This is a genomic window from Enterobacter sp. ZOR0014 (assembly GCF_000798855.1).
GTDB classification, from domain to species: Bacteria; Pseudomonadota; Gammaproteobacteria; order Enterobacterales; family Enterobacteriaceae; genus Enterobacter; species Enterobacter kobei.
Genome location: NZ_JTLF01000100.1, coordinates 1 through 14,581, shown reverse-complemented (window position 1 = coordinate 14,581; position 14,581 = coordinate 1). Strand labels below are relative to the sequence as shown.

At 49.7% G+C, this 14,581-nt stretch carries 18 protein-coding genes; 10 read left to right on the top strand and 8 right to left on the bottom strand.

Features of this window, described 5'->3' with window-relative positions:
• Nucleotides 1-46: 46 nt before the first annotated feature.
• On the bottom strand, nt 47-280 hold the full coding sequence (locus L977_RS04880) for a hypothetical protein (protein WP_047625045.1): 234 nt from the start codon (nt 278-280) through the stop codon (nt 47-49).
• 269 nt (nt 281-549) lie between these two features.
• Between L977_RS04880 and L977_RS04875 the strand changes: the two genes are divergently transcribed.
• Nucleotides 550-2,055 (top strand): RES family NAD+ phosphorylase, encoded by a 1,506-nt coding sequence (locus L977_RS04875; RefSeq protein WP_047625043.1) that lies wholly within the window; start codon nt 550-552, stop codon nt 2,053-2,055.
• Nucleotides 2,056-2,246: 191 nt separating this feature from the next.
• On the opposite strand, the gene L977_RS04870 is transcribed toward L977_RS04875, so the two are convergent.
• A complete protein-coding gene (locus L977_RS04870; protein ID WP_047625040.1) occupies nt 2,247-2,597 on the bottom strand; it encodes a hypothetical protein in 351 nt (116 codons plus the stop codon).
• Nucleotides 2,598-3,170: 573 nt separating this feature from the next.
• Here L977_RS04870 and L977_RS04865 point away from each other — a divergent pair.
• Nucleotides 3,171-3,356 (top strand): hypothetical protein, encoded by a 186-nt coding sequence (locus L977_RS04865; RefSeq protein WP_047625039.1) that lies wholly within the window; start codon nt 3,171-3,173, stop codon nt 3,354-3,356.
• 71 nt (nt 3,357-3,427) lie between these two features.
• On the opposite strand, the gene L977_RS04860 is transcribed toward L977_RS04865, so the two are convergent.
• Nucleotides 3,428-4,651, bottom strand: a complete 1,224-nt coding sequence (locus L977_RS04860) for a hypothetical protein (protein ID WP_047625037.1) — start codon at nt 4,649-4,651, stop codon at nt 3,428-3,430.
• A gap of 644 nt (nt 4,652-5,295) precedes the next feature.
• Between L977_RS04860 and L977_RS04855 the strand changes: the two genes are divergently transcribed.
• Genes L977_RS04855 through L977_RS04835 form a run of 5 tightly spaced genes read left to right on the top strand, consistent with a single transcriptional unit; the run spans nt 5,296 to nt 7,792 of the window.
• On the top strand, nt 5,296-5,592 hold the full coding sequence (locus L977_RS04855) for a hypothetical protein (RefSeq protein WP_047625036.1): 297 nt from the start codon (nt 5,296-5,298) through the stop codon (nt 5,590-5,592).
• Between the two features lie 53 nt (nt 5,593-5,645).
• A complete protein-coding gene (locus tag L977_RS04850) occupies nt 5,646-5,975 on the top strand; it encodes a hypothetical protein (RefSeq protein ID WP_047625033.1) in 330 nt (109 codons plus the stop codon).
• A gap of 30 nt (nt 5,976-6,005) precedes the next feature.
• Nucleotides 6,006-6,659, top strand: a complete 654-nt coding sequence (locus L977_RS04845) for a hypothetical protein (protein WP_047625032.1) — start codon at nt 6,006-6,008, stop codon at nt 6,657-6,659.
• A 9-nt stretch (nt 6,660-6,668) separates the two neighbouring features.
• Nucleotides 6,669-7,016 (top strand): hypothetical protein, encoded by a 348-nt coding sequence (locus tag L977_RS04840; RefSeq protein WP_047625030.1) that lies wholly within the window; start codon nt 6,669-6,671, stop codon nt 7,014-7,016.
• Nucleotides 7,013-7,792, top strand: a complete 780-nt coding sequence (locus L977_RS04835; protein WP_047625029.1) for a site-specific integrase — start codon at nt 7,013-7,015, stop codon at nt 7,790-7,792. The genes L977_RS04840 and L977_RS04835 overlap by 4 nt, the downstream gene beginning before the upstream one ends.
• Nucleotides 7,793-7,889: 97 nt before the next feature.
• Here the strand turns inward: L977_RS04835 and L977_RS04830 are convergent, their stop codons facing one another.
• A complete protein-coding gene (locus L977_RS04830; protein WP_032650503.1) occupies nt 7,890-8,168 on the bottom strand; it encodes a hypothetical protein in 279 nt (92 codons plus the stop codon).
• Nucleotides 8,168-8,806: an AAA family ATPase gene (locus L977_RS04825; RefSeq protein ID WP_032650505.1), complete on the bottom strand. Its 639-nt coding sequence runs from the start codon at nt 8,804-8,806 to the stop codon at nt 8,168-8,170. Before L977_RS04825 ends, L977_RS04830 begins: the two co-directional genes overlap by 1 nt.
• A 238-nt stretch (nt 8,807-9,044) precedes the next feature.
• On the opposite strand from L977_RS04825, the gene parM reads away from it, so the two are divergent.
• Nucleotides 9,045-10,016, top strand: coding sequence for a plasmid segregation protein ParM domain-containing protein (parM, locus tag L977_RS04820; RefSeq protein WP_032650507.1), 972 nt, complete (start codon nt 9,045-9,047; stop codon nt 10,014-10,016).
• A 4-nt stretch (nt 10,017-10,020) separates the two neighbouring features.
• Nucleotides 10,021-10,410, top strand: coding sequence for a plasmid partitioning/stability family protein (locus tag L977_RS04815; protein ID WP_032650508.1), 390 nt, complete (start codon nt 10,021-10,023; stop codon nt 10,408-10,410).
• Nucleotides 10,411-10,413: 3 nt separating this feature from the next.
• Here the strand turns inward: L977_RS04815 and L977_RS04810 are convergent, their stop codons facing one another.
• Complete coding sequence (locus L977_RS04810) at nt 10,414-11,685, bottom strand: Y-family DNA polymerase (RefSeq protein WP_047625026.1); 1,272 nt, start codon at nt 11,683-11,685, stop codon at nt 10,414-10,416.
• Nucleotides 11,685-12,113 (bottom strand): translesion error-prone DNA polymerase V autoproteolytic subunit, encoded by a 429-nt coding sequence (gene umuD / locus L977_RS04805; RefSeq protein WP_032650510.1) that lies wholly within the window; start codon nt 12,111-12,113, stop codon nt 11,685-11,687. The genes L977_RS04810 and umuD overlap by 1 nt, the downstream gene beginning before the upstream one ends.
• 378 nt (nt 12,114-12,491) lie before the next feature.
• Here umuD and L977_RS04800 point away from each other — a divergent pair, with 378 nt between their 5' ends.
• Nucleotides 12,492-13,265 (top strand): hypothetical protein, encoded by a 774-nt coding sequence (locus L977_RS04800; protein WP_032650511.1) that lies wholly within the window; start codon nt 12,492-12,494, stop codon nt 13,263-13,265.
• 320 nt (nt 13,266-13,585) lie between these two features.
• On the opposite strand, the gene L977_RS04795 is transcribed toward L977_RS04800, so the two are convergent.
• Complete coding sequence (locus L977_RS04795) at nt 13,586-14,167, bottom strand: serine acetyltransferase (RefSeq protein WP_052192609.1); 582 nt, start codon at nt 14,165-14,167, stop codon at nt 13,586-13,588.
• Nucleotides 14,168-14,581 lie beyond the last annotated feature (414 nt).

Below are 14,581 nucleotides of genomic sequence, written 5' to 3'. Positions count from 1 at the left end.
GAACATCGCTGCAGCGGGGACGGGCGGCGGCCTTTTACCGTGTCAGTCATGCCTTCATTCCGTTTGCGAATTCCTGAAGAAGCCGGATGTCATCCTGTACCTGTCTGATGTCGGATGCGCCTTCAGTAGCAAGTTCAGACCACAGAAGTATGACCGCCTCAACGCATGCCAGCTTTGTATCTGCAGTCTGCCCCCTGCGTTCTTTGATAGCTTTAATCACCTCTGCCGTTCTTGCTGTCAGTTGATGGTAGCTGAGTGAAAACGTTATTTCTTTATCCATCCTGCACGCTCAGTATGATAATGTCCGGTTAAGTTGATAATCATATCTAGTTTGATTTACACATAAATTGATAAATATCATATCAGATATGATTATGTTATTAACGCAAAATATCATACCTGATATGATTTTTAGCATGTAGCTTAATTGTCATATTCTTTTCCGGTTTCCCGCCGCGCAGATCCGGAAATTGTCTAATTCTGAAATGTCAGTCAGGTTACGTCTGATACACTTCCTGAGCAGAGTAATACCTCGGAGATAGCCTTTTTATGAATGCAGAAAAGTCAGATGAGAGTTGGGTTTGTGCTGGTTGTATTGCCGAAGAATTTTTACGCCACAGGATTCAGAAGGAAGGAACTTTAGAGACCTGTCATTACTGCGCGGAAGTCCAGCCCTGTTTCTCCCTGGAGGAGGTATGTGACCTGACAGAAACAGCCATTGAAGCTCATTTTTACCGGACCCCCACTGAACCGAACGATATGGAATATGCCAGTCTTCGTCATATTGACGGTTATGAGTGGTTCCGTGAGGGGGAGGAAATCGTGCAGCTCATTGAGGATTTACTCCAGACAAGTCGTGAGCTTGCTGACGATATTCAGCAGTTGCTCGAATACAGGCATTCTGATTTTGATTCCGATGTGATGGGACTGGAGACCGAGTTTGCCCGGGAGTCCTGTTATGCTGAACGCAGTCAGATCAGCACTGGCCGTCTCGATTCCATGTGGATAAATTTTGTTACCTCACTGAAAACTGAATCACGTTTCATCAATAATGCCGTGAGCGCCACCCTGGACGGCATATTCCGGGGGGTAGAGACAATGCGCGCCCGTGGAAAAAAGCCTGTGATTATTCACGCCGGCCCGGGTACCGCTATCCCGTCACTGTACCGTGCCCGGTGGTGCCGTAATCATCATGAGATGGAACAGATACTTGTGACACCGGACAAAGAGTTAGGGCCGCCGCCGCATCAGATCAGCGGTGCCAACCGTATGAGCGCCAGAGGAATTTCGGTCTTCTATGGCGCCAGTTCAGTCGATACGGCTATTTCAGAGATACGTCCACCGGTAGGCTGCAACGTGGTGTGCGCTAAGTTTAACGTTATCCGACCGCTCCGTCTTCTGAACCTGCCTGCACTTGAAAGTGTTCTGGAGAGTGGAAGCCTGCTCGACCCGGACTACATAAAAAGACGTGAGCAGGCCGCGTTCCTGTCCACACTTATCAGCAGGATTGTCGCTCCGGTTCTGCCCGGTGAAGAAGACTTCAGCTATATCCCGACACAGGTCATAGCTGAATACCTGGCGGATCCTTCCCGGTTTAATCTTGACGGTATCCTTTATCCCTCCGTGCAGCTGCCGGGGGCGGATCTGGAGGAACGGTATAACGTTGTGTTGTTCCATAAGTCCTCCCGTGTTGCCTTTATGACTCTGCCGGCAAAGGAAGACTGCATAATCAGATATGGCCATCAGTATGCCGAAGATGAATGGGAGCCAGATATCTGTGTTACAGAGGTTATTTCGACTCAGGAAACCCTTTCTCCGCGGGCAGACAGGCATGATCTTTCCGGCCTATCGCTTCAGGACGATCGCCGGGCACCATCCCTGGAGATAGATCTCGGTTCGGTCAGCGTTCACGGTATACGGGCTGCCCGGTTTGAATACTCCACTGATGCCGTCAGGCGTAGCGCATACCACTATACCCCGCAGATTAAAGAACCTTCAGGCTCCGTATCTCCGCCATGGGAAACCGCCTCTGGTCTGGAGAACGATCCGTTCTAGCACGGAATTTCATTTCTTTCCCGCCCCGCCACGATGTACATTACGGAGCGGCCCCGTGATATCACCGATTTATCTTTCGCCGGAAGGCAGACGTGACAAAACGGCGGTGCTCCGCAGAAGCACCGCGCGTTCAGCCCCGGTCAGGTGGTTGATTTCTGTCCGGGGTAGCTGTTAAACTGTGGATCTCTCGCTCAGAGAACCTTTCGGCTGATAGCGTCAACTATCCAGCCGAAGACATAGTTAACAGCGTTGGAACCGACACCGGTTATGGTCATCGCAATAAAAGGTGAAGCTGCTAACTTCGCCACTATTATTGCCTTGACCCACGGAGCGAAGGCGAAAGCCATAGCCACCACAAATGCGATGTTGATTGCCGCCAGTAAGCCGCAAAGCACCATTTGCTGGTAGTTACGAGCCTTGCCACAGGTGTAGGCTTTCTTCAGTAATCCGCCTGTACGCCCGTAAATGATGTCGTAAATAATACTGCCAATGCTATAAATAGGGTGGGCTTGTGCCACCACGTCCATAATGTTTGAATCCATAAAGATTTATCCTTATATAAAAAGTTTGATTTCCTGAAAAATTGCGCATCGCAATCTCCTGGTTCGATGATGAAAATAGGGTGCCCTGCTTTCCACCCGTAGTGGCCGCATAAGTCTTACCCTGTATGTACTACTCTGGTTTTACTGCCGTCTAAGTTGTGTTCATGCGTTACCTCCTTATCTCTCTATTTTACGTTCAGCATTCTGTTTTCCCGGCAAAAAGGCGCAAAAATCCCTCACCGGAATGACGCACTATCTGATGCGGATTCAGTGTAAGGATGGCTAAGTTTTTTTATACCTGGACGTGACCAGAGCGGGTCACAGTAGAAATGTTATACCCGATGTGGTAAAAAGTCAACAAAAACGCTCTCTTGAAGTTTACTCCAATTGGTACATCAAGGTCATTAGCAAAAAGTGCTATTTTGTTTTATCCATCATCGCCCGGATAGGAGAGCAGCCCGGATAACGCATTTTCTGAGCCTGCCCCATGTTTGGGGAATAAAAATAGCCGGGAGGCTGTCGTGTCGTGACGCCACAATCAGGGCTGTGACTCAGCGAAAGAGGTACAGAAACATGAATCAGAAACGTCAGACAGTACAGACTCGCTGGCTGGACACCCGGCAACCAGCGCAGCGCACCGGCAATGAGGCGGTGATCTTCTCGGACGAATGCTGGGCTGGCGGTTTGCGTCTGGCCGCCAGTCCGGCCGTTCACTATGAACTTGTCATGGCCGCCATACGCAGGACGCTGATTAACTGAAGGGGTACAAAAAAGGCCCCTGCTGGGGCCTTATGCATTGTCCGGGCGTGTCAGTTCAGAAGGCCTGGATCTTAGCTGTAGCGAAAATCACTGCTGAGCAGAGTGGCTTCTGCTGTTGTCAGCCACGGCGCAGTCATTTCTGCGAATCGCACCGGGTCATCAATGGTACCGAAGCTGCCAAATTCCGCACGGATTTGCGCAAGAAGATCATGCGGCAGTTTTCTGGCCGCCTCCCAGGCGTGATGGTAAGGACTGTCCATACCGACCGGGCTTTCCACAAACGCCCGGCTGACATATGGCAGGTATTTCGCCAGCATTTCTTCGGCATAGCGGACTGCCATGCCCTCATCAAGGGCACTGGTTCTGAGCATGCCGTCCGGGGCGATCTTCGGATTGAGCAGATGGACAGCCTCGTGGCTGACCTGATAAAAAAACTGCTCCCAGCTGTCGTAACGCCAGCCGATACAGACCCCATAGTCATAGCTCCGGGCGATAGGTTGTGATTCATGAAAAGTGATGATCTGGGAATTCATTACGCCTTGCTCCTCACGCTGACGGTTATAGAACGGCGTGATGTAGGTTCTGTCCGGGTTTGCCCTCTCTCCGTAGCGTGTCTCCAGGTCCCTGAGCATGAAAAACAGAACGAAAGTACGCAGATTATTACAGTCTTCATTCCACTCACGGGGGGAAAGCACAAGCGTTTCCGGTGCTCGACTCAGAATCTGCTGGGTCTGTTGCTTTAGCTCAGGAGAAAGCTCCCCCGCGTCCTCACAGAGCTGCTCCAGCATTTTCAGAAAACGATAGTTGAGGTTTGCTGCCCCGATGGCCTCGCGGATCTGTCGCAGATATCCGGCAAAGGTCCCGTCCTTCAGGCTGTCGATGATCTTCTCGTGCCAGCCGGGGTTTTCTTCTGCCCATTTCATCACGGCCTGGCTGCTGGCATACCGGCAGAGATAGTTGCTCGCCTTTGCCGGCACTGATTTAAGCACATAGTCCACGCTGGTCGGGTACACGCGGGTATAAATGGCGACGGCCGGGGCAACTTCAGACGTCAGACCATTCTCCAGTAGTTTGGTGATAAAGGTGCTGAAGGCACCATGGGGGGTAATGAAGTCCGGCGATCCTTTCAGCAGCAGGGCATGCTCCAGAGCTTCACGAACCTGAGGCGAAAAGGCCTGCATTTCATCAGCCCCTGAGAGTTCTGTTTTGACGAAACGGGCCAGTTGTTTTTCGATCAGGGCGTCCAGCTCGCGCTGGTCCTGCTCTGTTCTTACCGTGACACGCTTTTCTGTCATCCCAGCGTTCTTGGAGAAAGTGCGCTTCCGCCTGGCTCGTTCGACGGCTGATTTAATGCTCATAGGAAATACCTCTTTGACGTAGTTTTAAAAAAAATAAACAAACCGTTCGCGTTCGGTTTGTTTCAAATTTATATATCCATTCAAATTTAAGCAATGCTCTTTTGGTTAAATTTTCCATATTCATTTTTGGAATGGATGGTGCATTTCTATATGCGTAAATGAATATGCCTCATTTCCTTCACCGGAGATCCGAAAACCCCAGGTCCCGGATCTGCCGATCGTCAGCACCCGCCCGGCGCCCATAAAACACAACATGTGCCACGCTTTCAGCTGCGTTTTCTTCTATATGTTGTGTTTATCCCCTCCCCCGTGACCCGTAGAGCAGGGGCAGATATTGCCGCTTTGCTTATTTCGTGTGCGTGGTACACTTCCGGAAACTGTTAAATACGCAAAAAATCGGATCACACCGAAACGGCCGTCCGGTAATTTACCAGCGTGTCTATATTGCTGCTTATTATCAGCCTGAAAATGATGACGGCAGGGGAAAATCATCCGGGTGACAGACTCAGGGTTGTGCTTAGCCGATTATGCTGCGCGTCATAATTACTCTTAGTGACTATTTTAATGGAAAGGAATAAAGCATGGGCTATGTGGAACTGGTTGATACCCTCATTGCTGATGGTCACAAAACTATATCGCTCGTTTCAAATAAGCGTCTTACCGATGATGAAAAAGCCATCATTAAGGAATATCTCGTACTTGATGCAAGCGGAGATATCGTTGCCAGAAAGATACGAATACCGGAAGGTTATGACTGGTCAATGGTCGACTGGCCAGGGTATCGGCCGAGCGATGACGCTCAAATAGTGTTCGGAGAAATTGACCTTAATAACGCAGATACGGCAAAAGGGTTTTTCTTTCTGATGGCCTATGACTGAGTTGGGCTGGAAGGGAAAAAAAATTCGCGGGTTTTCTCAGTAAAGGAAGGATTATGTGTGATTTATGCAGGGCGGACGGGAATTACTTCCATACGCCGGAATGTGTGTATGACCAGCTGGTCAGTGAGTACCCCGTGATGTGGCTGCGGGACTCGACCCGGATCGGCGCCTGCTACACCCTCCGTGAGCTGCTGTCGCCGGAAGGGATGGTGCTGGCCATACAGAACGCGCCTCCCGTGACGGGATGGCGGCTGCGCATGCGGTATAACGAGGCCACTGACGAAGAGATTAACCCGCAGCGCGGGGACTGCATCGAGCTGCCCTCCAGGGCGGACGCCATGCGGGCCTTTGAGTCGTTCCGTGGTACCGCGGCGTCAGTATGACCGGCAGGATTTTTCAGTAAGGGAACAAATATGGCTGACTGGTTTATTGCGACCGAAGGCGTGAAGGTGGTGAAGGACAGTATTGGCCTGGCACCACAAATTATCACGGCTGTTACGTCGGTTGGAGCTGCTTTTGGCGGTGTAGCGCTGACGCATTACTTCACCCGCAAGCGTGAGGAAAGAGCGGCAGAAGATAAACTGGTCCGCGAGCGCCTCTTTATCAGCACGGAACTGATCTGTCTGCTGGAGCACTTTGCTGATCAGTGCAGTGATGTGGCCTGCGATGCGGAGCCAGTGAAAAAAAACTGGTCGGTTAAGGCTCTGCCTCTCCTGAGTCTGGAAGGAGTCGAGGGAGACTGGCGTTCGCTTCCTCCGGGGCTGCTTTTCCGTCTCCGTAACCTGCCGGCGCTGAACAGGGAGGCCCGGTACGTTATTGAAAGCGTATTCCGGTACGAATCACCACCTGACGTCGCGGAATCCGCCCGGTACCAGTATGCCCGTCTGGGGCTGAAAGTGCTGCTGACAGCCTGGCGTCTTCGCCGGATCTGCGATCTTCCTCCCCCGCGCGAAGGGGAACTGTGCAGGCGGATCGGGTCCATCCTGTGGCGCAACCGGCGCGCGCTGTGGCACCGGCATGTGCAACGCCAGCGGAAGATTCAGAACGACCTGTCCCCTGATGAGTAAGGATAACCAGTGAAACCCAATTATCTCAACGATCCGCATGCAAACGAAGCCACCGATGACATTATTGGCCTTCTGAAACTGTGTCAGCAGCTGCAGTCAGAAAAGGACGGCAGGGAACGGCCGGAGCCCGGGACATATTCTCGCGATGAGGATGAATTTGCCGATCGCATCCGTTCCGCATGCGGGCACGCCCTGCAGCTGCGCCGGCTGCTTCCGATAACGACGACCCTCAGCGCCATCGGCGCCGGGATGGAACGCCGGGGAGAAATAAGTGTGCTCCCGGGCGAGGATTACGCGCAGAAAGCACTGGCACGACTTACAGAGCAATACCTGTCCGGCAGGGACAACAAGCAATGATGCCGGCAATCCCTGGCCAGGGCGTTTCCTTTTCTTCCGCACAGCTGCCGGTGGCCATCGACTACCCTGCCGCACTGGCCCTGCGCCAGATGGCGCTCGTTCAGGACGAACTGCCGAAATATCTGCTGGCGCCGGAAGTGAGTGCCCTGCTCCACTATGTACCCGATCTCCACCGCAAGATGTTGCTGGCAACACTCTGGAATACCGGCGCGCGCATTAACGAGGCGCTGGCGCTGACCCGGAGTGATTTTTCCCTGGCGCCGCCCTACCCGTTCGTGCAGCTGGCCACACTCAAGCAGCGGGCGGAGAAAGCGGCCCGAACGGCCGGCCGCTCACCTGCCGGCAGTCAGGCTCACCGGCTGGTACCGCTTTCTGATTCGAACTATGTCGGTCAGCTGGAGATGATGGTGGCCACGCTGAAAATACCTCTTGAACGACGTAACAAACGCAGCGGCAGAACCGAGAAGGCGCGCATCTGGGAGATTACCGACCGGACTGTCCGCACCTGGCTCAGCGAAGCGGTGGAAGCCGCGGCGGCCGACGGGGTGACGTTCTCAGTACCGGTGACGCCCCATACATTCCGCCATTCCTACGCGATGCACATGCTGTACGCAGGCATACCGCTGAAGGTGCTGCAGAGTTTAATGGGACATAAGAGCATCAGCTCGACGGAGGTGTATACGAAGGTGTTCGCGCTCGATGTGGCTGCACGGCACAGGGTACAGTTTCAGATGCCGGGTGCTGATGCTGTGGCATTACTCAAAGGAGCCATTTAACTTCTCTGCAAGCTATGAGGAACTGTTTGGTATTGAAAAGGCCGCAAATGCGGCCTAAATCATACTTCACATATCATACTTATGATGTGGTGTCCTTTTATCCGCCAGTTTTCTGAAAGTACAGCTCAAGGGCTTCTCTGACTATTGCACTGACGTTTTTAGGATCCTTCCCGTTACGCTTGTTCCGCAGTGCTATATCTTCGACCTTCACTAACATTGACTCCCCTAACGAGATTGTCGTGCGGCACTGTTTTTCAGGTTCCGGTTTTTCTGGTGCTCCGTAGGGCTTATCTGCAAGGCGCTGCGCGAGGGCTTCAGCTTGTTCTGCCGTGACACCTGTTCTGGTAGTCGCTTGCTGGCTCGGCTTTTTAACCATTATCCGAATACCTCTTTCATTAATTGCATTATTTCTGCTTTCGCCGCTTCATTATTCGTTTCTACGACACCAGTTCCGTTGCTCATGCAATCTCGATAGACCTTGCGGAAACAGATTACTGTTTGCAGCGTTTCAATAGTTGGAAACTCTTCCAGGTACTCCAGAAACTCCTTCCGCTCATTTCCTCTTAGCACTGGGTTCGTAGTCGCCATGCTTTGTAAGCAATAGACTTTTAACTCAGGGTTGAGATCTCGCATAGCTTCAATTTGCTGAGCAAGTTCTGTCAATGTATCAAGGTCGGGCTGTGAGCATTGTAATGGTGCAATGATCTGATCTGCGACGACGCCACTAGTAATGAATTCTCTTGAGTTCCTGCCAGCTACATCCACGATTACATGATCATATTTTTCGTCTAATCCTCGAAGGGTCTGTGTCAGATTATCGAATTTTTCGATGAGCGTGAATGTTGGCTCTATTCCCGATGCTTCACGTTCAGCATGATGTTTAGCGGCCGTCCGTTGTAAGTCTCCATTTAACAGGCATACGTCGTGGCCCTCATGGGCTAGAGCTATTGCTAAGTTTGACGCCGTTGTAGTTTTACCTGAGCCGCCTTTGTTTCCACCTACGACAGTAATCATTTCTGCCTCATAAATGTGATGTGTGAAGTATGATTTATTTTGTCACATACGTAGTTATAGTCAATAACTGCAATCAAAAAAATGTGAAGTATGAAGTGTGATTTATGAATTATTTTTTAATACATCACAAATAATACTTGTGTTTTAATATTTCACACTTATGATTTAATACTCAATCTGAGTGTTTAGACACTTAAGTTCAAACATTTTTCTCAATTTGAGTATCAAGGGGTTCGGGATGAAAGTGTATTGTGATGATGGTTCAACAACTGTAAAACTTGCATGGCTCAACAATAAGAAACTTTATAAGTCATTGTCATCTAACTCTTTTCGTCAGGGGTGGAAGGTGGAAGGTATGGGCGTACGTCAGACCTTCAACTATGAGCTTGAAGGTAAAAAATACACCTATGACGAAGTCAGTAATGAATCCATTCTTACTACTCATATTGAGTATCAATATACCGATGTAAACCTTCTGGCGGTTCACCATGCACTTCTTAACAGCGGGCTTAAACCTCAGCCTGTCTCACTGACTGTGACCTTGCCTATCAGTGAGTTCTACACCAGGGATTGTCAGAAGAATGAGCTGAATATTCAGAGGAAAATCGACAACCTGATGCGTCCGGTCAAATTGAATAAAGGCGAGGTGTTTACCATCGAGCACGTCGAAGTCATGCCTGAATCCTTGCCTGCCGTATTTGAACGCCTTGTGAAAGACAATGTAGGGCAGTACGAAAAGTCCCTGGTGATTGATCTCGGGGGGACAACTCTCGACGTTGGCGTTATCGTTGGCCAGTTCGACTCTGTCAGCGCGATACATGGAAACTCTGATATCGGCGTATCGCTGGTAACGAACGCTGCACTCACGGCGTTAAAAATGGCATCCAGCAACACGAGCGCTATGGTCGCCGATGAACTTATCAAACAGCGTACAAACGCTGATTTCGTCCGTCAGGTTATTAACGATGAAAGCAAGACAGCACTGGTGTTGGATACCATCGATAGCGCGATCGCTACACTGGGTGCCCAGGTGGTCGATGACCTGGCAGGATTCAAGGACGTTAACCGGGTTTATATTGTTGGTGGCGGTGCGCCACTGATCGAGGATGCTGTTAAAGCTGCATGGCATCATCTGGGCTCGAAGGTTGTCATGATGGATTCGCCGCAAACATCACTCGTTGAAGCCATCGCTGCATTTAAAGGGGAATAAGACTGTGAGCGAGGAACGGAAGAAGTTAACGGTTTATCTTCATCCGGACCAGGTGGCGGATAATGTGTCTTTAGACATTATTGACTCTGTCCCACGGAACGATAGAGGGGATTTATATAGGAAAGCGCTTATCTCCGGCTTAGCACTTCACCACCTCGACCCGCGGCTTCCTGGCTTACTAGCACTGTTGTTGGATAAGAGTTTCACTGCTGATAGCCTGGTGGGTTTACTCAGTCAGACAACGGGATGGAAGCCATCCCAGGCCAATATTCGTGATGTGCTTGCAGAACTGGGGGCTGGGACATTTGATTCTGCAACCAAGCCTGAAATCGTTGAAGATGATGAGAAGCGGCGACTGGAAGAGGCCCGGATCAAACTGAAAGGCCTCTTCTGATACTCAAATTGAGGCTCTGGGGATATCGGACCACCTGGTAGTGTATGCCGGAGAAAGCATCTCTCTTTTCATTTGCCATTCTGGTGCAATTCCACGACCAGCAAACCATATCCTCCCGAGCCCTGAATGGTTTATGCCATCCAGGGCTTTCATTAGCTCCTCGCTTCGTTCCTGCGGCTTAGCGTCATCGAAAAGATTTAACTGTGCTACTCCCGTAGGGGTGAAGTCATTCAGCATTACGCCAGCCTTTGCATATCTATGCCCGTCGAGCCAGATACGGTCCAGGGCTTTTACTGCCGCATTAATGATGTCCCGGGTGTCGCGGGTAGGTACGAGTAGCTTTTCGCTGGCCACGTTTCCGTAATACGCTTCGTTGACTGCAAAAGGGGAGGTTTTGATAAAGACCGAAATGTGCCGGCAGAACTGATGCTCTCCGCGCAGCTTTTCAGCCGCGCGTTCGGAGTACTGGCAGATAGCCTGCCGTAACGCGTCGTAAGTCGTGATGCGCTCCCCGAATGATCGGCTGCAGACAATCTGCTGCTTCGCGGGCGGTGCTTCTTCAAGAGATATACAGGCCTCACCGTTCAGCTCGCGTACTGTTCGCTCCAGCACCACGGTAAAGTTCTTGCGTATAAACGCAGGGTTCATGCGCGCCAGCTGCAGTGCAGTCGTAACGCCGTATGTATTCAGCTTTTTACCTATGCGTCGACCAACCCCCCAAACTTCCTCCACCGGCTGAAGTGAGAGCAGTTTTTCCGTCCTACGGAGATTGTCAGTGGTCAGAGCCAGCACTCCCCCAAATTGAGGCCACTCCTTAGAAGCCCATTGTGCTGATTTTGCGAGTGTTTTTGTTGGGCCCATCCCGACGCCAATTGTCAGTCCGGTTCCGATTAGGACGTGCTCGCGCAGCTGTCTTCCGAAATCTTCAAAGTCAGTACAGCCATCGATGCCGCGAATGTCCAGGAACATCTCGTCGATGCTATACTGCTCAACGCGGGGTGCCAGTTCTTCCAGATGTGCCATGACCCGGTTACTCAGACTCGCGTAAAGCTCATAATTGCTGGAAAACGTAAGGATTTTCTCCGGGAACTGCATTGCCTTCAGCTGGAACCAGGGGATCCCCATTTTGATCCCAAGCCGCTTCGCTTCCTTCGATCTGGCTATTACACAACCATCATTATTGCTAAGAACGACCACTGGTTTATCACGTAAGTCAGGACGAAAGACCTTCTCACAGCTCGCATAGAAGCTGTTCACATCTGCCAGGGCGAACATCAGTCATGTCCCCGGGTTTTGTGTACAAAGGCAGTTACGACCCCGAAAATTTGTAGCTGCTCAGGCTCTGGCCATAGAGTGGGGTAGGCAGGATTCATTGCCTGTAACCCTGGTCTCGGTTTCAACAGTAATCGTTTAACAGTAAATTCACCCTCAATCTCAGCTATAACGATATCGCCGTGGTGTGCCTTTTCGGCCTTATCAACAATCAGCAGATCGCCAGAATGTAGCCCAATATCAGTCATGGAATTACCAATAGCTCGCACAAAGTATGTCGAGCTGGGTCTGGATATACAGTAATCATTGAGGTCAAGTTCGGCTTCGACATAGTCCTGCGCCGGGGACGGGAACCCCGCCGGGCACCTCTCGCTATAAAGAGGGATGGGTATAATTTCCGGTTCGCAATCAACACGCAATAATTCAAACATAGTCACCTCTATACTGTTTTTATATACAGTATTATTGCCTTATTCAGCATACTTTCAAGTTTTTGATTTCACCATTTCCTAATCCCCTGTTTGTTAACGAAGAATCACGCTCATGCAGTCCTAAGAGCTCCTCTTGATTATCTCCTGCCATCGCTCAAAAGGTCGCACCGTGCAGGTATAAGTCAAGCCGCCAGCTGCAGCACCCGTTCGCGCGCCTTCCCGCTGGTCAGTTGCTTGCGCTGCGGCTTTGCATCCGGGGCATGACTTCTACCTCATGGCACGTTGCCACCCTTCGCTTATGGCAAAAGATAACAACCAGCCTCCAGAAAGCGGACGGCAAAAGAAATCATTTCTAATAGAGAAAATAAGGAGAAAGTAATGAATCTATATGCACTTCTGACTGCAACCCGTGTATGCCAGATACTGGACAATCACGGCTGGCCTGCTCTTACAGTTAATGTCGAGGAGAATGGCTGGATGATGACCATGAAAACTACAATGACCACGGATGCCCTTGTGAAATTAATTTCGGCAATGATTGAGCGGGGCCGTATCGGCAAAGAGGCGATGGCTGGTTTAACTCTGTTGTGCGATAAAAATTTGGTGGAGGCAACCATCAGTGCGGAAGTTTGTGGTCGCGACATTTCCATTGAGGTCAATTTATCAGGTATCCCTGAGTCTCAGTGCCTGTGCCATGATTACCTGAAAATGGTCCTTGAAGATGATCTGCGGGTAATCTGCGGCGACGTGTGGCGGGATGCAGAAACTATTCTGCTGCATACTGGTGCCCGTTATGAGGGATCTCATGTTTTTGAACGTACGAGCCGGAATTTTATCGTCGCAGCGGAAGTGTTGCCGGAACTTCCTCCAATGTACCGCCCAGGCGAGTTGCTGCTGCAGGCATGGCTAACAGAAATTCTGGTATATAGCTCTGATGTCCTGACGATCGGCCTCGTTGTATATCGTGATTATGGTATGGTCCGGATGAGCGAATTCTGTCTGCCTGAAGTCTGCGTTATTCGTCCCAACTCACTCGTCAGGCACTGGCTGAACCGTCATCACGTCACCACTGTAACAGGTATGGCACGTAACCTTATTGCACTTGAGAAGAAAATTTATTCGAGTTTTGTCCATAAACGCAAAATAAATTGATTTTAAAAGCGCGTCTGTTTTAATTTAAAGGCAATAAAGCCATTAATTTTGATGGCTTTATTACCTTTTAGTGCTGCTAATATCTGGAGTCGTTAAGATACATCACTTTTGAATTTATCTGCTCACTGAGCTAAATAGAACACTGCACTTCTATTTGATAGACGACAGAATCCAGATTTTTTTAAATCTGAAACTATCAAGAATGTTTAATTTCCATCTAACGTTCCAGTGTTATAGTTATTGTAAGCTATTTTTCTAGATTATTTAGTTGCATAGGGTAGGGTTGTAAAAGGGTCGCGGTTGCGACCTTTTTTCTGAAATTATTTGGTTTTTATTACCGATGTAACTGGGTTGTAGATAATTGAGTTGTCGGGAACATCTTTGTTAACAAATGTCATTGCACCTATTGTTACGTTATGTCCTATATTTATATCACCTATGATGCAAGAATGAGCACCAATGTCTACATTATCCCCAATTACAGTCATGCCGATTACATCATTGGACGTTTTCCTTCCAATCGTCGTGTTCTGACGAATATTTGCATTTTTCCCTATCTTACATTCAGAACGGATAACTATTCCTACATAGTGATTGAGTTTCATGCCTTCACCGATTTGCGCTTCGATACTAATATCAGCACCATATTTGCAACGCAGATTAGCATTTATCTTCCTTGCCCACTTCTGATATCGTCTGGACGGTGTCTGATTCATGTAATTAGCAAGTCGCCACCAAAAGTAAAATCTCTTTTTATGGCTAAAAAGCACACGGTGAAAGACCTTAAACCATGAAAATTTCTTTTCTCCATTCCGGTTTATGACTTCTAACCTTAAACATTCTTTAAAATGGGAAAGTGCGTCTCTGGAATTAAAGTCTACGGGGATGCTGTTATCAGTCATTAAAAAATACTCTGGCAATATAAGGGACTATAGTTATTAACGACAGAATTTGGGAAAACTTTAATATTATCAATGTGATCGTGCTTGATAGTATGGTATTTGCTCATCTACCCACATATTACGGGTATCCAGCGGGTAATGGGTAGTGAATGTCACACTGTCTGCTGGCGACATGAAAAGGATTACCGGCAAAATTCCGGAACAGAGTGCCCTGTAGTTATGCAAAATGGGAGTGATACTACCCCCTTCGTTTTCCTCCTCTCAGTGGAATGTTCAACGCCGTGCCTTCACGCTAACCCGGCCGCTGCGGTCACAAGGGTTCACGATGTCTCCGTCCTCACCCGTTCGCACCTTTCACGGTGCATTCGGCCCGTGAAAGGCTTGCGCTGCGGCTTGCGGCGTCGCCCCTGCGCC